We start from the raw sequence: 21917 nt of genomic DNA, 5'->3' as shown, positions 1-21917 counted from the left end.
TGGTGATTAACGCACATCAGTTAATAACAAATATTTAACACTTGCAAGACTGACATTGAGCAGATAATGAATGTAATGTCATTTAAAATGCATTTTTATTTTGTTACTAATTGATACAAGAAGGATTAATTTACTTTTTACATTTACAAAAAATTCATAAAAACAAGAACAAGCACAGGTATTAATTAAATATGCTTTCCATTAAATGCATGTAGGGAGGTGTTGAAGGAAGGATTAATAAGAAATAGTGAGAGACTCTGGAAAATAGCGTTCTATAAAAAAATTTATCAGTTAAAAGCGAACAACTAAAAACTATCCGCTATCAATCAGTAATAAAACCAGGCCGCAGCACTATAAAACCCTAAAGCAATAACAGGTGGTTGACTGGTATTTTTTATCGGCTTGTAAAAAGGATGTCGGTTGCGGCCATTGTGGGTTATTGGGTGCATCTGGTAAGTATTGTGTTTCTAAGGCGATACCTGCATTGTTTTCATAAACTCTTGTAGCACGGCCGGGTGTGCCAAGTAAAAAATTCCCCGTATACAGTTGCATCGCAGGTTTATTGGTTTTCACTTGCAGTTGTAACGAAGCATCTGGCGCGGTAAGTGTTACTGCCACTTTTTTAGCGTCTTGATAACCCTCTTTCAATATAAAAGCGTGATCATAACCGAGTTGATTCTTCTGCTGCACATCGGTTAAAAAATCTTGTTGGATGGCTTTTTTCTGCAGAAAATCAAAACTGCTATTTGTCACGAATTGCAGCTCACCAAGTGGAATGCCATTATGATTCGTAGGCAGATAACGATCAGCATGAATTTGCAAAGAGTGAGACAAACAATCAAGTCCTGACTGATCGCCCATTAAGTTGAAATAAGCATGATTAGTCAGATTTACCGGACAACACTTATCTACCACTGCGCTGTAGTCAATCGTCACTTCATTTTGCTCGCTAAAATGATAACTTACATTCACAGAGAGATTACCCGGAAATCCCTGATCACCATCCTTAGAAAACAACGAAAAAGTGATTTTATTATTGTCTTGATGAATCACTTGCCAACGGCGTTTATCAAAGCCCTCAATACCACCATGCAGGGTATTTTCACCTTCATTTCTCGCAGTGTGGAAGCATTGCCCTGCGTTTGTAAATTTCCCGCCTTTAATACGATTGGCATAACGGCCAACAGTTGCACCAAAATAAGCTTGCTGCGCAAGGTGTTTTTGCATCGAATCAATACCCAACAACACTTCACGCAATCCATCTTGCATCTGAATTTTACAACTTAACCAGGTCGCGCCAATATCCATAATAGCGATGCTGGAACCATGCTGATTTGTTAATGTAAAAATGTTTGCTGGCAAGCCATCAGAAAAAGGCTGCAAGGTCATATCCTGTTCAATCGTCATCTTTTTTCCATCATTGTTGTAGAGTAATAATAACTAAGCAATAAAAGTACCGACAAAGATAAGTACTCTCTTTTAAGTTGCTCAACTTTTAGCATTCATTTTCAGATACACAATGACAACAAGAAAATAGCCAAAATAATCAAAGATAGAAGCATAAAACACAGCCCCACCGCTACCACTTTAAAATCAATAGCTTGTGATAATTAATTCGCTATTAAAGTGAAATCGTGTACCAAGGTAACATAGCTAGCTCGTTGTTAAATGGGGCTATATCCTCCAAAAATTAATACTTTCATCACTGATCTATTATTTTTTAAATTGATAATTTGTCACTTAATAGTCAATGCTCGGCAAACAATAGCTTCAACAAAATAAAATGTATACGTTTACAGTGGATGTTTTTGTAAAACATATCAACAGTGTTAAATAGCGCATAAAAAGGAAGATTGCATAAATTACTCAGAGATAAAAAGAGGTACCATCAATAATCAGGCGTTACCCAGCACAATCAATCTCTTGATAAGATCCTAAAGCCACTATCGCTAAGTTGACAGCATTCTAAAAAGAGATAATATTCTGAGCATAGGTACAAGCAGTGATCCTTGTACAACTTTGTTTATTACCTAGCATTCATTTTAATAAGGTAAATATGTCCACAATTAAAGACGTTGCAAAAGAAGCAGGAGTGTCTATTGCAACGGTGTCCCGCGTTGTAAATAAATCCCCTAAAGCGAGTAAATCAGCGGTTGAATCTGTTACTAACGCAATGAAAAAGCTAGGTTATCGCCCAAATGAAGCGGCGAGAGCTTTAGTAAGTCAAAAGAGCAATATTATCGGTGTGGTGGTCAGTGATGTTTCCGATCCATTTTTTGGTTTGTTGATCAAAACCGTTGACAAGATAGCTTATCAACATGGTAAACATACCCTTATCGGCAACGGTTATCATCAGGCAGAACAGGAACGAGATGCGATAGAGTTATTAATTAAAAATCGTTGTGATGCATTGATTGTACACGCGAAAGCGTTAACCGATGAGGAGCTGATTCACTACGCTAAAGAGGTCAAAGGCATGGTGTTGATCAATCGCTTTATTGAGCAGATAGCGGATCGATGTATTTCCCTTGATAACTATCAGGGGGCTTATATTGCGACGGAACATCTGATTAAAAACGGCCATAAAAATATCGCCTGTATTGCATCAAATCATCTTATTGAAGATGCCGATGCACGTAAATCTGGATACTTAGCCGCGCTTAAAGATCATGACATCATCCTTTCTGAAGATTATATTGCAGCAGCAACACCAGATGCTGAAGGCGGTATAGAAGCGATGAACAACCTATTAGAAAAGGATATCAATATCACTGCAGTTCTCGCTTACAACGATTACATGGCAGCAGGTGCACTTTCGGTTGCGCAGGAGAAAGGGATCCAAGTACCTAAACAACTTTCAATCGTAGGTTTTGATAATGGTTTAATTGCACGTTATCTTTATCCACGCCTAACAACGGTCAATTACCCGATAGAGTTGATGGCAGAAAAGGCAGCTATCTTGGCTTTAAAACGGGCTAATAATGAAACCGTTGAGACACAACAGTTAAATTTCTCACCCACCATTGTACTGAGAGACTCCGCTTGTAAAGCAAATAACTAACTTAACTCTATTGCAATCAAATGAGCGCTTAACGAATCGCAGCACAAGCTAAAAAAGCCAAGCTTATCAATAAGCTTGGCTTTTTATATTATCTATCAAGTAAATGAAAGTACCACATGGTAATGGTAATGCTGTTTAGTTAACAGAAACTCCTGATGCACACTTGGACTCCAAGAATCATCTCCCCCGACTCCCATATGAAAACCATCTAAACGCAGATAAAGTTGTTGCTCATCAATCAGTTCATTGGTGTGTTTTGCCTGTGCAATATTTGCTTGCTGGTAACGACTAACGGCTAAATGAAAATCACCTGTTACCATTAAAGGCCCCACTTGCGCTTCTTTCACATCGCAACGTAATCCGTTTTCAGAGGGGAAAATATAATCCGTGTGCAGCGCTTCAACAGGACAACTATAACGCCCAATGTGTGCTGACAGCGTTCTATCAGGATAATTTTCGTGGGGTCCTCGACCAAACCAAGAGACGGGTTTATCCGTTTTCGGTAAAATCAATTCCATGCCGATACGTGGCAGAGGTGGCAACGACTTAGCCACATCAACATTCACCGCGATGCTCACTTTTCCATGATGATCGATTTTGTATTGCCAGTGCGTTGCAATAATTAACTTGTCCGCTGAATAGTGGCCAAACTCTACATTTATCAATACCTGATGCTTTAAGGTAACCGCTTCTATACTCAGGCAACGACATACTAGGTCGTTTATTCCAGCGCTTTGCCAGCGTGAAACCCATGCCTTGGGATCAACACAATTCGCTTCACTGGTGCCAATATCATTATCTAAAGGTGCGCGGAAAAAGTTATCTTTAGGCCCAGCTAATAGCCTCTTTTCTCCCGCCACTAACCAATCAGTAATTACGCCCTGCTGCTTATCCATTTTCACAGTGAAGTTATCACCACTAATGGTTAGCGTGTTTTCACTTTCACTCACACAAGGCGCATCTGAGACAACTGGCGTTAATCGCGCTAATTGTGGGATGGATGGCAAAACAAACTGCTCAGTTGCAACAACAAAACCTTTCTCTGCCCAAGGTTTATCTTTATTTAAAACTACCTCGATATTAAGAAAATAATCACAACCGACTTTTTGATCAGGATGATTTTCGAGCAGCGTAAGCAGTTGCGAACATTGAGGGGCAATATCTAACTCGACTTCACCACTCACCATAACCTCGCCATTCTCAGTAATCGTCCAACGTAGGTTTTCATCTGAACTGTCAATAAACAGCTGTTCACTGTCGACTTTAATCGTGACGGCATCCGCTTCAATAAGGCTAAATTGATAAAATTGCTGGGCTTTTTTCACCTCATAAATACCTGGATGTAAGCTTCTATCGGGGAAAACTAAACCATTAATACAGAACTGTCGATCGTTGATTTGATCGCCAAAATCGCCACCATAGCCCCAATAATCAACCCCATTTTTATCTGTTTTGGTTAAGCCTTGGTCAACCCAGTCCCAAATAAACCCGCCCTGTAAACGCGGGTAGTCGCGGAATGCTTGCCAATACTTATCAAAGCTGCCCAAGCTATTACCCATTGCATGTGCATATTCACACAGGATTAAAGGTCGCTGTTCATTAGGCATAGACAACCATTTTTTTATCGCTATTTTAGGTACCACATCAGGTGCATTAGGCAGTAACTGATCCTCATCAACACGTGCATACATCGGCACAATAATATCGGTTGCCGCGGTGTCAGCCCCACCTCCCTCATATTGTACCGGGCGAGTTGGATCTTTGAGCTTAGTCCATTGATACATCGCATGATGATTATGTCCAATGCCAGACTCATTACCTAGGGACCAGATAATGATCGAGGCATGATTTTTATCACGCTCTACCATGCGTGTCATACGACGCATATAGGCACTCAACCAACTGTTATCATTGGATAAGCGCGACATGGGAAATTGCCCATGCGTTTCAAGGTTCGCTTCATCAACGACATACAATCCATATTGGTCGCAGAGCTCATACCAACGAGGATGATTAGGGTAATGTGCGGTTCGCACCGCATTAAAGTTATTTTGTTTAAGTAGCTTAATATCCATTAACATATCGTCGTCGTTAACGGCATGTCCTTTCTCAGGATGGTGCTCATGACGGTTAACCCCTCGTATCAATAGCGGGCATCCATTTACTTTAAGCTGACCATCACTAATTTCAACAACACGGAAACCTACGTCGTAGGCTTCTCTATCAACCACCTCTTGATCGCTGTTGAGTAGCGAAATAACCGCACGATATAGATAGGGTGACTCAGCACTCCATTTGTGTGGCGAAATAATTGCTATTTTATGCTCAGCCCTATCCTGTGCTCCACCTTTCTCATCAAAAATACGCTCACCAAAGGCTGCACAAATGGGCTCTGTTACTGGTAAACCCTGCGCATCAAACAACTGTACTTGTGCTCGAAAGTCGCTACTAATTTCACTTAGATAAGTCACCATATTAAGCTGAGCATGATTAAAACAGGCATCTAAATCGGTACTGATGGCAATATCTCGCAGTGAGATAATAGGTTTACTGCGCAGCGTGACATCTCTAAAAATACCACTCAACCACCACATATCTTGATCTTCAAGATAGGAACCATCAGACCAACGCAGCACCATCACCGTTAGTTGATTGTTGCCAGCCTGTAACTGTTCACTTAAGTCAAATTCAGCGGGTAAACGACTGTCCTGAGAATAGCCAATCCAAACACCATTACACCAAAGATGAAAGGCTGAATTCACACCATCAAAAGTGATTGTTTGCTTACGCCCTTGCCAAGTATCGGGAAGATCAAAGTTTAATCGGTAAATGCCGGTTGGATTATCAGCGGGAACAAACGGGGGATTATCTTCAAAGGGGTATTTTACATTGGTATAGATGGGTTTATCGTACCCCTGTAACTGCCAATTACTTGGTACAGTAATATTGGGCCACTCACTGTCATCAAAATCAACCTCAATACTGTCACAGGGAACCACTTCCGGTTTAGTAAATAATTGAAAACGCCACTGACCATTTAAAGTGTGTTGAAATTCAGAGGCCTGATTAAGCAGCGCAGCTTGTTGGGAATGAAAGGCATGCAAAGGTGCGTGTGCTTCTAAAACATGCTGATGAGTCACATGCTGATTTTCCCAATCGCGGGCGTTTATTATTTCCGGAAATGTTCTCATTTTATTCCTCGCGCTAATAGACTATTTAGTGAGTAGAGCTTTAACCTTAGTGACAAAGTGTACACCGCCCAAACATCATGTAAACGATTACACTGGTATCTATTTTAATAAAAATCGAATAATTAGAGCTAGGTTATGCTTCTTTCATTTAAAAAGGATTGAAAGTAAAAAAATGCACTTTCAATCGGGTGAACTTCAAAAGATAGCTATCAAATTAAACAACTTTTGTTTTTTACGTCTAACTTCTCTAATAATTTTAAAATGGTGACGCAGTTTTTACAGTAATCTAGTCGCATCTATTTATTCACTTTAATAAACGCTGAGCAAGCGATTGTTTCCATTACACTGAGGGCCGCTTATGTATAATCTTTTAGTTGCAGATGACCACCCTTTGTTCAGAGATGCGATCGCTAATATTATTACCACTCACTTTAATGGTTCAAGCATCGCGCAAACTGAAGATATCGAATCGATGCTTGCCTTTGTGGCAGACAATGAGGAGCTGGATCTGATTCTATTGGACCTCAATATGCCCGGCATGTCAGGGTTGAAAGGGTTATTAGCATTGCGTAATCAATACCCAACCATTCCAGTGGCCATTATTTCTGCAGAGCGAGATAAACGCACCATATTACAAACACTCTCCTACGGGGCGGTCGGATTTATCGCTAAATCCTCACCGAAGGCAAGCATTGTGGAAGCACTTGAAAGTATCTTTGCGGGTAATATTTACCTGCCTGCAGATATTATGCGCTTGCCTGAGGGGCAAAAATCTACCAGTGAGTTTGTGGTGTTACCAGAGAAAATAAGCGCATTAACGCGCCGAGAGTTAATGGTGCTAAATAATCTTGTTCAGGGAGAAGCAAATAAACAGATCGCATTTGCTTTAAACATTTCAGAGGCGACGGTTAAAAGTCATGTCTCCTCTATTCTCAAAAAATTGGGCGCATCTAATCGCGTTAAAGTGGTACTCGGTTGTGCAGATATAGATTTTAACCAATATCTTAAGCGCTAACCATCATCTCGTCGTTAATCTTTCCCATTCAGCAGATGTAGTAATGATATTTTCAGCTTCAGCGCTTTAACGGGTTTATTTAATAACAATAAACCATGCTCTTTAATTTTGTTTTTTAAGGACTTATTGTAATTGGCGGTGATCATCAATACGGGCAATATGGACCTGCGTAACAGATTGATCTGCTCAGCAACCTGCAAACCATTGATGCCATCATCAAGGTGGTAATCAACGATTAACATATCGGCATGATCATGACTCAAATCCACCTGTTGTTGTAAATCTGACAGGCTAACAGCGGTGACAATAATACAACCCCATTTTTCAAGCAGTGTTCTCATTGCTAGGCAAATATTAATATCATTATCAACCAACCAGATAGTCCGTGCAGCGAGTTCGGTATTGATTAATGTAGGTTGTGGCAACGTCGTTATGTCGGGTAAATCATCGTTACTTGCTAAGGGCAGCTGCACAGAAAACAACGAGCCTTTGCCAAGGGTGGAGGAAACTTTAATCGGATGATCTAATACCTTAGATAATTTTTCAACAATGGCAAGCCCCAAACCAAGACCATTACTAAATGCACTTGGTGATGATTTTAGGCGCTTAAACTCTTTGAATATTTCCGCCTGTTGATTCTGTTCAATACCCGCACCATTGTCCCACACCTCGATGCAAATATTATTCCCTCGGCGTCGACAACCGAGTAGTACTTTGCCTTTATCTGTATACCGAAAAGCGTTAGATAATAAGTTACGCAATATGCGCGCTAATAAAACACTATCGCTATAGACTAAGCAATCACAGCGTACATAACGTAACTGCACCGCATAAAACTCACTCTGTTGATGGTATTCATTAGCTAAGTTGTCTAGTAGTTCAGAAAGCTTAAAGCAGCCTTTATCCGCCCGCACCACCCCGGCATCTAATTTGGAGATATCAACGAGAGTACAGATCAGGTTTTCTAAATCATTCAATGAACTATTTACCGAGCTAACTAAACGATTAACGTCTGATGTTAGTGGATGCTCAACAATCGAACTCGTAAAAAGCTGTGCAGCATTAAGGGGTTGCAACAGATCGTGACTGACAGCAGCGAGAAATTTTGTTTTCGATAAATTAGCCTGCTTTGCTTCTCGAATCGCAATGTGTAAATCACTTTGCGCTTGACGCCGCTCTTCCACTTCAGCAACTAGCTTTTGATTTAAACTTTGCAACTGAGAGGTACGCTCTATCACTCTAACCTCTAGCTGATCGTGGGCTTTTTGAAGTGCTAACGCATTTATTCTACGTTCGGTAATATCTCGTATTAACACAAAAAAACCCAGTGCATTTCCGTTAGTATCAAGATTAGGCACGTAGGATTTAAGCAGATAACTGAGCTCTCCAACGCGGTTTATCTCGCGACTTTCAAAAATGACACTTTCTCCTTTTAAGGCGCGTTTTACATAGGGCTGAATCTGTTTATAGTTTAGGCTTTCATCGAGCGCTGAAATATCAAGCCCGCGTGTCGTGCTGCCATACCAATCAATATAAACTTGATTGGTAAATTCAAACTTAAGGTCGGCACTGATATAAGCGATCATTGCGGGTACGTTATCGGTAATTAAACGCAAGCGACGTTCATTTTCCTGCACCGACAAAGCATAACGATGACGCTCTGTAATATCGGTGTAGGTTTTAATTATTTTACCGTCATGTAACTGATGAACCCTCACCTCCAGTACCGTTTCATCACTTAAGGTTTGCACATAGGACTCTTTGCCTAAATGAAACTGGGTACGCAGATCCAGTTCCGTTAATCTTTGTAGCGCAGATAGATTGCGCTTTGAACTCAACTGTTGCTCACTCAACTGGCTGAGTTGCACAAAACGGTTATTCCATACTTCAATCTCATTTTGACTGTTGAATAACACCACGCCCTGCGACAAGTTATCCATCAAGTTTTGTAACTGCTGCGATTTTTGTGCCATCGCCTGCTCATAGCGGACTGTTTCCGCTTCTTTTAATGCACTGATATCGGTATAGAGTAAAACGCGTCCGCCCTCGACCGTGCGCCGCTCATTCAACTGAAACCAACGTCCATCAGGCAGTTGATAAACGGGTTTTAGTACCTCACTGCCATTAATGGTTTGCCTATTGTTGGTGCTTTTTTCTGTCACTGTTTTCAGGTTCAACACTGTCTCTGAGGGTAATTTTGAGCTAAGTAGAAAAGCCTCAAAATTGCTGTTCTGCAGAATAATCTCTCCGCTGCTATCTAATAAAACAAAGGCTTCTGAGATACTTTCTATCGCATCGGTAAAACGTTGCTTAAATGTTTTTAGTTGGCGGTTACTTCGCTCTAGTTGCGCTAAGGTTTCATTAAGTATTTCCGTTTTTTCTCTGACCTGCTCTGCTAAATGTACAGAGTGCTCAAAGGTGGCATAGGGTGCAGATTGATTGCCCCCCTCTTCTACCCGTTGCATCAAGGCCCGATTAATTTTTAATAGCTTGGCATTATCACGCTTTAATTGTTCATTTTGTTGCACTAATTCGACTTCACTCATCCCCATCTCCTGCGATATAAACACCACTAAAGGTTTGGTTAAGATGGATGCCATTGATATGTTCACCATAGCTATTAAACCCTGCTATCTGATATTCACGATTTAACGCCTGTGCTTGATGATGAAGGTTTTTATGATCGATCTCTAAACGCCTTAATACGCAATCACATGCCAGCACTAATTGTGGTTTTCCATAACGTAAAGTAAGCTGTGCGAGTTTGTCGGTCAGTGTCCCAAAAATATCGCCCATCTCTACCACCGTTAATACGATGCCAACATCTACGGCGCAATAAAACGTTAAGCTTAAGTCAGCTGGGTTTACCTTTTGAATCGCACGAATATAATATTGCCCACCCACTTTTACTGCGAGTGGATTAAGTGCAAATACCGTCGGACAGAGATCCTTAATATCCAAATTCAATAGCCGCGCATACTCTTGTGCTGCGGGCTCTGCATTGAGTTCATAGACAGTACGGCTATGCGCATCAACCTCGGTAACCACCAACTTATCTTTGGGTTGATTAATATGATCGCAACTAAACACCTCAAAGGAGAAGCTGCTGCTCACCATAATCACAACAGCAGCTTGCTGGAAAAACTGACCATCATAATAAACGTGGGTATTGATAAGATCATCATCTCCACCTGCAGAGCCACCAAAATGAGAAATGCCCGCTGCAGCAGAGTTTAAAGCCGCTAAAAAATGTTCCTCTTCAAAAGAGAGACCATCCAGCAAAGTGAGTAGAAAGGTTTTATCTGACTGTAAATTAGATTGTGTATTTACCTGTGTAGATAAGCTTTTGGAATTGCACTGTTCACTGAGTCTATTAATCGTTTGCTGTGCTTCAAGCAGATCAAATTCAGCCATCGATTCAACCAATTCTGCACTAATAGAAAAATAGCTTGCTGAAAAGCCGATAGCAACAATCGAGTGTGCCTGATTGCCATCATGGCTCACCTCACCTGCGGTAGTACAACCAACCACTTTAACATCACTAAATAGGTGCTGCATCGACTTTGATAACGTATTTAATGAGTAGGCAGAGGAGCAATAAAAGAGGATAAAGCCAATATCAGGGTTGTTAAGTTGCTGATGAATATCTTCACAGGCAAGTTGTGCATCGATTAAATTGCTAAGTGCGGTGATGGTTTTAATATTGCTCATGCTTTACCCTATTTTTGAACTGATTTGCTTAACAGTAAATTTCAAAAAATTGTGACAAAAACAATAACAAATATAGAAAATAGATAATGTGTCAGGGACAGAGGTTTTAAAAGAGAAAAAGCAGAAGGTTGTAAAGAAAAAAGGCTTGAAAGCTAGATGCTTCAAACCTTAAGCCTTCCAGCCCTTTAATTATTGTTTAAAAGAAACCCAATGGTGATGTGCTGTAGCTTACTAATAAGTTCTTCGTCTGCTGATAATGATCAAGCATCATCTTATGTGTTTCACGACCAATACCTGAGGCTTTATATCCCCCAAAGGCAGCATGCGCAGGGTACAGATGGTAACAGTTAGTCCAAACACGTCCAGCTTGAATGCCTCGTCCCATTCGATAAGCAAGGTTTGCGTCACGCGACCAAACACCCGCGCCTAAGCCATAAGCACTGTCGTTGGCAATCTCTAACGCTTGCGCTTCATCTTTAAAAGTCGTTACCGCGATAACCGGACCAAAAATCTCTTCTTGGAAAATACGCATTGAGTTATCCCCCTGCATGATGGTCGGTTGGATATAAAAACCATCATTAAGTGAGTCATCAAGCACCTCTTGCGCGCCACCTGTAAGTACTTTAGCGCCCTCTTCTTTACCGATTTCTAAGTAGCTCATTATCTTATCGAACTGTTGTTTGGAAGCTTGAGCACCGACCATTACTTCACTATCAAGTGGATTACCACGCACAATATTACGTGCTTTTTCTATGACACGTTCCATGAACTGATCAAAAATATCTTCCTGGATCAAAGCACGCGATGGACAGGTACAAACTTCACCTTGGTTAAAGAAACCTAATGCAAAGCCCTCTGCACATTTATCAAGGTAATCATCTTCATGTTGTACGATATCACTAAAGAAGACATTCGCTGATTTACCACCTAATTCCACCGTAGAGGGGATCAGGTTCTCAGCTGCACATTTTAGAATATGCTCACCCACCGGTGTTGAACCGGTAAAGGCGATTTTAGCAATACGTTTGCTGGTCGCGAGTGCTTCACCCGCTTCTTTACCAAAACCATTGACGACATTTAACACCCCAGCAGGTAACAGATCAGCGATCAGTTCCATCAACACTAAAATGCTCGCAGGTGTTTGTTCCGCTGGTTTTAAGACAATACAGTTACCTGCAGCTAACGCGGGAGCGAGCTTCCAAGCAGCCATTAATAACGGGAAATTCCAAGGGATAATCTGACCTACAACGCCAAGCGGTTCATGAAAATGATAAGCAACGGTATCATTATCTATCTGCGATAAAGTTCCTTCTTGAGCACGAATACAGCCAGCATAATATCTAAAATGATCTGAGCTTAAGGGCACATCTGCCGCCAGCGTTTCACGCACGGGTTTGCCATTATCCCACGTATCAGCAACCGCAAGCAGCTCCAAGTTTTCGTCAATACGATCCGCAATTTTCAATAATATATTTGAACGTTCCTGTACAGAACTTCTACCCCACGCATCTTTTGCAGCATGTGCAGCATCAAGTGCTAAATCGATATCTTCAGCAGTGGAACGCGGAATTTGACAAAACACTTCACCCGTAACAGGGGTCGTATTGTCAAAATAGTTTCCTTTCACTGGAGCGACCCATTGCCCACCGATAAAGTTTTCATATCTTTGTTTAAAAGTAACAATAGCGCCTGCACTGCCTGGATTTGCATAGATCATAATTAACCTCTTAAATAGTTGGCCGATAGTTTCTACCTGCCTAGTTATTTGGATGTGCGTCAGTATTTACGAGGTTTATATTAGCGTTATTAAGCATCAGTGCACCATGCACCATCAGCATGAAAAAACTCATACTTTAGTAGGAGAAAAAGTCGGTAATAAATTTAAAAAATCAGATAGGAGGACAAGCCATACTGGCAGAAAGTATCTATAATAATATAGGTTTCATAAACAATTTTAGGGCGTCATATGGACATGGATAAATTACAACTAATCAATACAAGAACGCATTGTATGGACTTATCTAGCGATCAACGTATTGTGCATTCATTAGACTTAAGTGGCACGATTATAGATGTCAGCCCTGGTTGGTTAAAAGCCACAGGTTATGAGAGAGGCGAAGTAATAGGAAAACACTTTGTTGAATTTCTTGATAGAGAATCTTTGATGAAAGTACAAAATAATTTTCCCTGCCTTAAAGATTATGGTTTTGTTAACAGTGTACCGCTGCATATCGTGCGTAAAGATAGGGTAGTCATCTATGTGAAGTTAACAGGTACCTCTAAGTACAATGAACAAGGGGTTTTCGAAAGAACTTTTTGTGAAATGAAATGTGGATAAAATAGGCATTTTTATACCCTCACAAACAAAAAAAGCATGCTAGTTTAATTTTGATCAACTAACATGCTCGCGGTATGGCGATAAAATCGACGCGTTAACCGCAAAACTCTTTAATGGCAACAATACTGTCATAGTCTCTTATTGATAAACCTTGCTCATCAAATAGGTGCAGATTATCTTCTTCAATATACAAGTCCATATTATCCCCGCGCTTCACTTGTTGATCCGAAGGAATATGCACTTTAAAACCATCAAAATTTTGATAATGACCAAATAGATAGGTGCTATTACCTAGACGTTCTACATTATCGGCATGAAATGATAGTGTTAATGCATTTGATTCGCCGCTCACTAACTGAATATGCTCTGGTCGAATACCTAATTTAATCTTGTCACCTTTTTTGCATGTATCTACATTTATATTGAGGCTAACATTTTGCCCATCGGGTAACGTCAAACTTACTTGAAAACCATCAATATCAGTCGCTATCGCATCGATAAAATTCATTTTTGGTGAGCCGATAAAACCAGCTACAAATTTATTACCCGGTTTGTAATAAAGATCCATCGGCGTGCCAACTTGCTCAACTCTACCGTCTCGCAAAATAACAATCCGATCTGCTAATGTCATCGCTTCGACCTGATCATGGGTCACATAAACCATGGTATTGCCGAGGTGTGAATGCAGATTGGCTATCTGTAAGCGCATCTCTACACGCAACTCTGCATCTAAGTTAGAAAGTGGCTCATCGAATAAGAACACTTCAGGGTCACGCACAATGGCACGCCCGATTGCAACACGCTGGCGCTGCCCACCAGAAAGCTCTTTCGGTTTACGAGATAATAAAGGACCAAGTTGTAACACGTCACTCGCATGTTTTACCTGTTTTTTAATTTTACTCGGCTCCACATCTGCCATCTTTAAACCAAAGCCCATATTTTCTTCCACGGTCATATGTGGATAAAGCGCATAGGATTGAAATACCATTGCAACACCGCGATCGCCTGGTTCTGCATGGCTAACATCAACATCTCCAATTGAAATGGTACCATCTGTAATCTCTTCCAAACCCGCAATCAGGCGCAGCAGAGTCGACTTACCACAGCCAGACGGACCAACAAAGACGGTAAACTCACCATCCTTTATATCTAAATCAATACCGTGGATGGTCTCAACCTCTCCAAAACGCTTTACCACTTTATGTAATGAAATTGCAGCCATGAATAATATCCTTTTCAGTTTAAATTTTTAACGTTTTTAAAGGTAGTTAACTCAGTCTTTCTGCTCATATAAGCAATTATTCCATCATAGTGGATGTTATTGTTTTCACAAACAGAAAATGTTTTCATGAACAATAAATTGTTTTCACAAACATTTAACAACAAACCAAAGAAACAACTAAAAACCAACACACTTTAAATCATAAATATCACTTTCAAGGTAATAGACTAGTTCAAATAATCGCCCAAATACACCCACAACCCCACTAAAATCGAGAAAGATCACAAAAAACACTGATAAGTTGGCCTATGTCTCATTTCAAACACTAACTAACGTAAATTTGTTACGTTATTGTTATTCTCGACTAATCTATTAGCCAATGATTGCGAAAACATAGGTAACACAATCACCTAATAGCCAAGCAAAGAGTTATCTGATAAACAAAAAATGGAGCAGATATGCAGGATCAAAATACGCCCACCTTAAGGGCTAACCAATTAAGAGATAAACCACCGATTACTCGGCGCAGATTTCCTAAGCAGTTAACGCCTTGGCTATTTATGGCACCGGCTTTGTTACTGTTCAGCTTATACGTTCTATACCCAATAATAAGTAGCTTTATCCTCAGTTTTTATAATTGGGATGGCATGGGAGATAAAGTTTGGGTTGGCTTTGGCAATTACGTTGAATTGTTTGATTCAGAAACCTTTTGGATAGCGTTGAAAAATAACATCATCTGGATGTTACTGTTTATGTTGGCCCCACCAATTGGCCTTGCCATTGCACTATTTTTAAATCAAGAAGTACGTGGGATACGTCTCGTAAAAGCACTGTTCTTTTTTCCTTTTGTTATCTCACAAGTGGTTATTGGCTTAGTTTTCACCTGGTTCTACGACCCTAACCTAGGATTATTAAACAGTATCTTAGAGGTTTTTGGGATTCAAACCATTGCATTATTATCCAGTGAAGAATATGTCACCTACGGCATTATCGCCGCGGGATTATGGCCACAAATAGCCTACTGTATGATTCTTTACCTAACAGGTTTAAATAGCCTTAGTCCGGATCAAATAGAAGCAGCACGCCTAGATCGCGCAAAAGGGCTAAAAATGTTGCGTTACATTATCTTGCCACAACTTTCTCCTGCGACATTTATTGCAGTAGTAGTCACCGTGATTGGCGCACTACGTTCATTTGACTTAGTGGCAACAATGACAGCTGGCGGACCTTGGGGTAGCTCAACGGTACTCGCTTATATGATGTATGAAGAATCAATATTTAATTATCGAATGGGTTACGGGGCAGCGGTTGCCGTAGTGCTATTCCTTATCATGGCCGTTTATATCGCCTACTTCCTCACCCGTATGTTAAGGAGTGAAAGCTAATGTATCCAAAATCAATTAAAAACTCATCACGTTTTGTGAACGTGGCTTACCGTATATCACTACCGATTACTATTTTATTATGGCTGATGCCACTGGCTGCAGTAATGATGACATCAATACGCTCAATTCAAGATATTAATCAGGGCAACTATTGGGGATGGCCAACAAGTTTCAACTTTATTGAAAACTACATGATGGTCTTCCAATCAACAGAGATGGGACAATACCTACTCAATTCAATCTTAATAACGATTCCTGCTGTGATGGGTGCGGTGGCGTTATCAACATTGGCAGGGTTTGCTTTAGCTAAATACAAATTCAAGGCTAACATTTGGATGCTTGCTATATTTATTGGTGGCAACTTTGTTCCTTTTCAAATATTGATGATTCCAGTGCGTGATTTAACGATTAGCTTAGGCTTATACGACACGCATATGGGACTAATTATGTTTCATATCGCCTTTCAAACAGGTTTTTGTACACTCTTTATGCGTAACTTTATTGTCGGCTTACCGAATGAGTTACTGGAGTCGGCACGTGTTGATGGCGTGAGTGAATTTAAAATCTTCTGGCATATCGTACTGCCCCTTGTGCGTCCTGCACTTGCGGCACTTTCGGTACTCGTCTTTACCTTTATCTGGAATGATTATTTCTGGGCATTGGTATTAGTGCAAAGCGACACTGTTCGTCCTGTAACTGCAGGTCTCAGCTCGCTCCAAGGTCAATGGCTTGCTTCATGGAACCTGATTTCAGCAGGTGCCGTTGTCGCAGCATTACCACCCGTCACACTGTTTTTCGCAATGCAACGACACTTTATTGCGGGATTAACACTAGGTGCAACTAAAGGTTAACCGTTAGGGATCAAGTTGGTCCCAAAACTAATTACAAGGAAACAATATGAAAAAATTACAAACTCTATTGGCTGCAAGTGCTCTTTCAGTAACGTTGTCATCAATGTCATATGCAGGAGAGCTGATCATTAACTCAGATGCTTCTGATCCCGCGCCTAAAGCAGCCTTTGCCGAAATTATAACGGCATTCGAAAAGCAAAACCCTGATATTAAAGTGACCTATAACCTTTATGACCATGAGGGTTATAAAACCACGATTCGTAACTGGTTAGTGACTTCGCCACCAGATGTTGTTTTCTGGTATGCAGGTAATCGTATGAAAGCATTCGTTGACCGAGGCTTATTCGAAGATGTAACAGACGTGTGGGATGATAATGAATTACATCAAGATTTCGTCAGTTCCAAACCTGCGATGACGGTTGATGGTAAACAATGGGGTGTGCCTTACACCTACTACCAATGGGGCATTTACTACCGTAAGGATATTTTCGATAAGTTTGGTATTAGCGAGCCTAAAACATGGGATGAACTACTTGCTGCCAGCGCAACACTGAAAAAGAATAATATTGCCCCCGTGAGTATCGGTACCAAATACCTTTGGACCACAGCAGGTTGGTTTGATTATATTAACTTACGTGTAAATGGTTTAGCTTTCCATATGGATCTGATGGACGGCAAAGTGCCTTACACTGACGCACGCGTTAAGAAAACATTCGAAACATGGAAACAGATGGTTGAACCAGGTTATTACCTAGAGAACCATGCCACCTACTCTTGGCAAGAAGCGCAACCCTTCTTATACCGTGGTGAAGCGGCGATGTACCTAATTGGTAACTTTATAACACCTAACTTCCCAGCTGAACTGGAAGGTAAAATGGCGTTTATGCAGTTCCCAGTGATTAACCCAGAAGTGGGCATGGCAGAAGATGCACCGATGGATACTATCCATATTCCATCAAAAGCTAAAAATAAAGTTGATGCGCGTAAATTCTTAGCATTTATGGCTCAACCTGAAAATCAAACCATCATCAATAAAGCACTCTTGCAGATTCCACCAAACAGCAAAGCCAAAGCGGTGGATAACGAGTTTCTTAATAAAGGCGTTGCAATGCTAAACAGTGCGGATGGTACTGCGCAGTTCTTTGATCGTGATACAGACCCTGCAATGGCGAAAGAAGCGATGAAAGGTTTCCAAGAGTTTATGGTAAAACCTGAACGTCTAGATAGCATCCTTAAACGTCTAGAGAAAGTGCGTAAACGTACCTTTAAATAGATGCCTCTGTAGCAGAGTTATTTTTAATTTTAAAGGTAACTCAACAATATAAAGCCCGCTTTCCTTATCGATTGAGGGCTTTTTTTATACTCATTTTTAGATTAAAAAACGCATTATAAAGTGCTTTCACATACCGTGAATGGATTAAGTATTACATGCAATACTGGAGATAAAATGACTAAGATTATTCACCTTATCAGCAAAAATTGTAGCCTAATCATCAAGGTTGAACATAACCCTGAAATTCTCCACTGGGGTGCCAAAATCAATCAGATCGATCCCGAATTATTACTTTCGACCGAACGCCCTATTTCCCAAGCTCGTCTTGATGTTGATGTACCTTTGTCATTATGCCCTGAGCTAGGCAGTGGTCATTTTAATGCGCCGGGCATTGAAGGGCATCGGAATAGCTATGATTGGGCCCCCGTTTTCAAACTCACCGAACAACAGTTATCAGATCAATCCGTTGTTTTTACATTACAAGATGATGTTGCAAAGTTGCAATTAGAGATTGATATTAAGCTTGATTTCGATAGTGACGTTATCCAGAAACGCATTAAAGTGACCAATATAGGTGAATCAAAATACAATTTAAGTAAGCTTTCTGCGACCCTGCCCCTACCAACCCACGCGAATGAATTAATCTCTTTTTACGGTCGTTGGAGTCGTGAATTTCAGACAAATCGCCAATCTTTTACACACGGTGGTTTCATGCAAGAAAACCGTCGAGGCCGAACTTCCCATGAAAATTTTCCGGGTCTTCTTGCTGGCAGTGAACATTTTAATGAACAAACGGGGCAAGTTTGGGGCTTCCATTTAGGGTGGAGCGGAAACCACCAGCTACGTGCAGATGTAAGAAGCGATGGACGTCGTTTTGTCCAAGCTGGTGAGCTATTGTTAGCTGGTGAAGCCGTTTTACAACCATCCCAAAGCTATACAACACCTTGGTTATATGCAACTTACAGTAATACGGGGCTCAACGGGATATCTAAACGTTTTCACCGTTTTGTACGTAACAACATTATAAAGTTCCCAGTCAATAAACCTCGACCCGTACACCTAAATACCTGGGAAGGTATCTATTTTGAGCACAACCCAGCATACATTATGAAGATGGCAGATGAGGCTGCAGTAATGGGTGTTGAGCGTTTCATTATTGATGATGGTTGGTTTATTGGCAGACATGGCGAACGTGCTGCCTTGGGGGATTGGTACCTTGATAAGCAAAAATACCCAAATGGTTTAGAGCCTGTTATCAGCCACATTAATGATTTAGGTATGGAGTTTGGTCTGTGGGTTGAACCGGAGATGATTAGCCAAGACTCACTACTTTATAAAGCACACCCAGATTGGGTACTTGAATTGCAAGGTTATCACCAACCCTCTGGTCGTTGGCAATATGTGTTAGACCTGCAGAACCCAGACTGCTTTAACTACCTATTTGAACGCTTAAATGATCTGTTAACAACCTACAATATCAGCTATTTGAAATGGGATATGAACCGTGAATTAGTACAACCAGGTCACCAAGGAAAACCTGCGGTTAATGGTCAAACTAACGCACTTTATGCCCTGCTTGATAAATTATTAGCACAGCATACAGAAGTTGAAATTGAATCCTGTTCATCGGGCGGTGGGCGTATTGATTTTGAAATTTTGAAGCGTACCCATCGTTTCTGGGCATCAGATTGCAACGATGCCTTAGAACGTCAAACCATTCAACGCGGAATGAGTTACTTCTTCCCTCCAGAGGTGATGGGAGCGCACATAGGCCCAGCAGAAAGCCATACAACTCGTCGTATGCACCATATTAACATGCGTGGAATGACCGCCTTAAGTGGACACATGGGTGTCGAGTTAGATCCTGTAAAAGTCCCCGAACAAGAGCGCCAAGCGTTTGCTAAATATATCACTCTGCACAAGAAATACCGTACACTGTTGCATAGCGGTGATAGCTTCCGTTTAGATTCACCAGACAAATCACAGAATATTTATGGGGTGTTTAACGCAGATGAAATGTTAATTACAGTGTGCCAGTTAACGATGCCAGATTATGCCCTACCCTCACCCTTACGTATTAACTGTATTGATAATAAGGCCAAGTACAACGTGAAGTTAGTGGAAGTTCCTGAAAGCAGTTTTCAGTTGATGAAACAACGTCCACAATGGTTAGATAAAACACTCACATTAAGCGGTGAAAATCTCAAAGAAATAGGATTAACATTACCGATTCTAGACCCAGAATCAGCGATGATGATCCACTTTGAAAAAGTAAAATAAGGCAAAAAAAGAAGTTGTTGGTGGTTAGTTTTTAGCGGTTAGTAAAGTCAAAGGCAGAAACGATTATCCCTCGGATTTAATTGTGATTGCAGAGCTTCTTTTTGAGATGTCGTTAGTTATTACTCACAATCAAAACAGAAAACCCGTTGCACTCCATGTGCAACGGGTTTTCTTTTAAACACTAAAGACTTATAACTAACGACTAATAACTTAAGCCACCTACTCCCCTAACAGTTGCTCTGCTTGTTTCAACAATTCGCGAATTTGCGTTTTATTATTTTGTGTTTGCTGATAAGGCTGAACCGTTTTTCTCTCAATAATTTCAGTCTTTATCGTTTCATGGTGAGCCTCTGTTACGTCCTGATTCTCCATATTAACAGCCAATGAAACTGCACGTTTTCCGATGGTTAAAAAGTCCTGCTTGATGGTGGTCAATGGTGGGTAAAAATAAGCACTATCAAAAGTATCATCGAAGCCAATTACCGACACTTGCTGTGGTACGCTTAAGTTAAACTCACTTAATGCCCTTAACACACCAAGTGCCATTTGGTCACTGCCAACCATAACACAATCAAAACTGCACCCATCACAAAGCGCCTCATGTGTTCGCGCATAACCACTGCGAGCCTGCCAATCACCTTCCAACTGGTCAATAATTTCAATATCCGGATGTTTCTTTAAAACATCTTTCCAAGCTTGGACACGAAGCTCTGATGCACTAGATTCATTTGGGCCGGTAATAAATAAAAAACGCTTTCTTTGCGTCAAAACCATATATTCAGCAGCTTTCACGGCACCATCATAATTAGCGGCATATACGGCATTTACTTTAGCTGAAGGTGGTACATCCACAAAGACAAAGTGAATACCTGGATATTGTTCGACTAACATCTCAGATTCCTCTTTATTAAGCGGAATATTCAAAATAATGAATTCAATGCGTTGCGCTTTTAGATCATTAAGCGCATCGGTTACTTTATCCATTGAATGCTCAGAAACAACCGATAAAGAGGTGCCGTAACCCAATTCACTAGACTGCTTACGAATACCATTGGCTACCATTGATGCACCATGTAGTAATAGCTCGCCGGTCACAAGGCCGATCATTTTAGATTTTGCACGCCCTAATAATTGCGCGCCTTTATTGGGGATATAACCAAGTTGCTTAATCGCGGCATTCACTTTTTCCCGAGTATCTTCTGCAACATTAGGCGATCCATTGGTGACACGCGAAACAGTTTGCGTTGATACATTGGCAAGTTTAGCCACATCCTTAAATGTCACGTTCATTATCTGCATCCATAGTTAATGTCTTCTTTAGAAAACTATAACATTTCCGCTTATTTGATACCACGATATGGGCGTGCAAAATAGCGTAAATAATTAACCCATAAATGCTTGTTATCGCTAACCTTAGTCTGTTTTTATATTTTATCTAAACAGTTCAAACTCACCGTCATAGACGCTCATTTTAAGCCCTAGGGTTGACCCAATAACAGCAAAGAATGCATTTTCTATGCCCTAACAAAATCCCTTGCAAACAAAATGTTTCCGAAAACATCACTCACGATCAAGATCTCATTATAGAAT

At 40.6% G+C, this 21917-nt stretch carries 14 protein-coding genes; 7 read left to right on the top strand and 7 right to left on the bottom strand.

The window, feature by feature from the left end; genetic code table 11:
* Positions 1-351 precede the first annotated feature (351 nt).
* Positions 352-1407, bottom strand: coding sequence for a galactose-1-epimerase (gene galM, locus QQK09_RS11195; RefSeq protein WP_284204228.1), 1056 nt, complete (start codon positions 1405-1407; stop codon positions 352-354).
* Positions 1408-2056: 649 nt separating this feature from the next.
* On the opposite strand from galM, the gene QQK09_RS11190 reads away from it, so the two are divergent.
* On the top strand, positions 2057-3061 hold the full coding sequence (locus QQK09_RS11190) for a substrate-binding domain-containing protein (protein WP_284204227.1): 1005 nt from the start codon (positions 2057-2059) through the stop codon (positions 3059-3061).
* A 95-nt stretch (positions 3062-3156) separates the two neighbouring features.
* On the opposite strand, the gene QQK09_RS11185 is transcribed toward QQK09_RS11190, so the two are convergent.
* Entirely contained in the window at positions 3157-6252 is a 3096-nt protein-coding gene (locus tag QQK09_RS11185; RefSeq protein ID WP_284204225.1) for a beta-galactosidase, read from the bottom strand.
* A 358-nt stretch (positions 6253-6610) separates the two neighbouring features.
* On the opposite strand from QQK09_RS11185, the gene QQK09_RS11180 reads away from it, so the two are divergent.
* Positions 6611-7267, top strand: a complete 657-nt coding sequence (locus tag QQK09_RS11180) for a response regulator transcription factor (RefSeq protein WP_284204224.1) — start codon at positions 6611-6613, stop codon at positions 7265-7267.
* A 14-nt stretch (positions 7268-7281) separates the two neighbouring features.
* Here the strand turns inward: QQK09_RS11180 and QQK09_RS11175 are convergent, their stop codons facing one another.
* The 3 genes from QQK09_RS11175 to exaC all read right to left on the bottom strand — a co-directional run bounded on the left by QQK09_RS11175 (position 7282) and on the right by exaC (position 12695).
* Complete coding sequence (locus QQK09_RS11175; protein ID WP_284204382.1) at positions 7282-9813, bottom strand: hybrid sensor histidine kinase/response regulator; 2532 nt, start codon at positions 9811-9813, stop codon at positions 7282-7284.
* Positions 9806-10978, bottom strand: a complete 1173-nt coding sequence (gene nosP / locus QQK09_RS11170; RefSeq protein ID WP_284204223.1) for a nitric oxide-sensing protein NosP — start codon at positions 10976-10978, stop codon at positions 9806-9808. The genes QQK09_RS11175 and nosP overlap by 8 nt, the downstream gene beginning before the upstream one ends.
* A 196-nt stretch (positions 10979-11174) precedes the next feature.
* Positions 11175-12695: an acetaldehyde dehydrogenase ExaC gene (exaC, locus tag QQK09_RS11165; protein WP_284204222.1), complete on the bottom strand. Its 1521-nt coding sequence runs from the start codon at positions 12693-12695 to the stop codon at positions 11175-11177.
* Positions 12696-12950: 255 nt separating this feature from the next.
* On the opposite strand from exaC, the gene QQK09_RS11160 reads away from it, so the two are divergent.
* Positions 12951-13316, top strand: coding sequence for a PAS domain-containing protein (locus QQK09_RS11160; protein ID WP_284204221.1), 366 nt, complete (start codon positions 12951-12953; stop codon positions 13314-13316).
* Between the two features lie 94 nt (positions 13317-13410).
* Here the strand turns inward: QQK09_RS11160 and QQK09_RS11155 are convergent, their stop codons facing one another.
* On the bottom strand, positions 13411-14538 hold the full coding sequence (locus QQK09_RS11155) for an ABC transporter ATP-binding protein (protein ID WP_284204220.1): 1128 nt from the start codon (positions 14536-14538) through the stop codon (positions 13411-13413).
* Positions 14539-14996: 458 nt separating this feature from the next.
* Here QQK09_RS11155 and QQK09_RS11150 point away from each other — a divergent pair, with 458 nt between their 5' ends.
* The 4 genes from QQK09_RS11150 to QQK09_RS11135 all read left to right on the top strand — a co-directional run bounded on the left by QQK09_RS11150 (position 14997) and on the right by QQK09_RS11135 (position 20327).
* Positions 14997-15923 (top strand): carbohydrate ABC transporter permease, encoded by a 927-nt coding sequence (locus QQK09_RS11150; RefSeq protein ID WP_284204219.1) that lies wholly within the window; start codon positions 14997-14999, stop codon positions 15921-15923.
* The gene (locus tag QQK09_RS11145) at positions 15923-16774 is read left to right on the top strand and encodes a carbohydrate ABC transporter permease (RefSeq protein WP_284204218.1); all 852 of its coding nucleotides are present in this window, start codon (positions 15923-15925) and stop codon (positions 16772-16774) included. Before QQK09_RS11150 ends, QQK09_RS11145 begins: the two co-directional genes overlap by 1 nt.
* Before the next feature lie 46 nt (positions 16775-16820).
* Positions 16821-18047: an ABC transporter substrate-binding protein gene (locus tag QQK09_RS11140; protein WP_284204217.1), complete on the top strand. Its 1227-nt coding sequence runs from the start codon at positions 16821-16823 to the stop codon at positions 18045-18047.
* A 174-nt stretch (positions 18048-18221) separates the two neighbouring features.
* A complete protein-coding gene (locus QQK09_RS11135; RefSeq protein ID WP_284204216.1) occupies positions 18222-20327 on the top strand; it encodes an alpha-galactosidase in 2106 nt (701 codons plus the stop codon).
* A 219-nt stretch (positions 20328-20546) separates the two neighbouring features.
* On the opposite strand, the gene QQK09_RS11130 is transcribed toward QQK09_RS11135, so the two are convergent.
* A complete protein-coding gene (locus QQK09_RS11130) occupies positions 20547-21617 on the bottom strand; it encodes a LacI family DNA-binding transcriptional regulator (protein WP_284204215.1) in 1071 nt (356 codons plus the stop codon).
* Positions 21618-21917: the final 300 nt, after the last annotated feature.

The sequence above is a fragment of the Psychromonas marina genome, from assembly GCF_030161115.1.
Classification (GTDB): Bacteria; Pseudomonadota; Gammaproteobacteria; order Enterobacterales; family Psychromonadaceae; genus Psychromonas; species Psychromonas marina.
Note: the sequence above shows the minus strand (reverse complement) of the source record. Positions and strands in the feature narration are given on the sequence as shown.

Bases quoted from the DNA above. Each gene is read 5' to 3' on its own strand.
- galM (WP_284204228.1), bottom strand. From the start codon at position 1,407: ATGACGATTGAACAGGATATGACCTTGCAGCCTTTTTCTGATGGCTTG.
- QQK09_RS11190 (WP_284204227.1), top strand. From the start codon at position 2,057: ATGTCCACAATTAAAGACGTTGCAAAAGAAGCAGGAGTGTCTATTGCA.
- QQK09_RS11185 (WP_284204225.1), bottom strand. From the start codon at position 6,252: ATGAGAACATTTCCGGAAATAATAAACGCCCGCGATTGGGAAAATCAG.
- QQK09_RS11180 (WP_284204224.1), top strand. From the start codon at position 6,611: ATGTATAATCTTTTAGTTGCAGATGACCACCCTTTGTTCAGAGATGCG.
- QQK09_RS11175 (WP_284204382.1), bottom strand. From the start codon at position 9,813: ATGAGTGAAGTCGAATTAGTGCAACAAAATGAACAATTAAAGCGTGAT.
- nosP (WP_284204223.1), bottom strand. From the start codon at position 10,978: ATGAGCAATATTAAAACCATCACCGCACTTAGCAATTTAATCGATGCA.
- exaC (WP_284204222.1), bottom strand. From the start codon at position 12,695: ATGATCTATGCAAATCCAGGCAGTGCAGGCGCTATTGTTACTTTTAAA.
- QQK09_RS11160 (WP_284204221.1), top strand. From the start codon at position 12,951: ATGGATAAATTACAACTAATCAATACAAGAACGCATTGTATGGACTTA.
- QQK09_RS11155 (WP_284204220.1), bottom strand. From the start codon at position 14,538: ATGGCTGCAATTTCATTACATAAAGTGGTAAAGCGTTTTGGAGAGGTT.
- QQK09_RS11150 (WP_284204219.1), top strand. From the start codon at position 14,997: ATGCAGGATCAAAATACGCCCACCTTAAGGGCTAACCAATTAAGAGAT.
- QQK09_RS11145 (WP_284204218.1), top strand. From the start codon at position 15,923: ATGTATCCAAAATCAATTAAAAACTCATCACGTTTTGTGAACGTGGCT.
- QQK09_RS11140 (WP_284204217.1), top strand. From the start codon at position 16,821: ATGAAAAAATTACAAACTCTATTGGCTGCAAGTGCTCTTTCAGTAACG.
- QQK09_RS11135 (WP_284204216.1), top strand. From the start codon at position 18,222: ATGACTAAGATTATTCACCTTATCAGCAAAAATTGTAGCCTAATCATC.
- QQK09_RS11130 (WP_284204215.1), bottom strand. From the start codon at position 21,617: ATGAACGTGACATTTAAGGATGTGGCTAAACTTGCCAATGTATCAACG.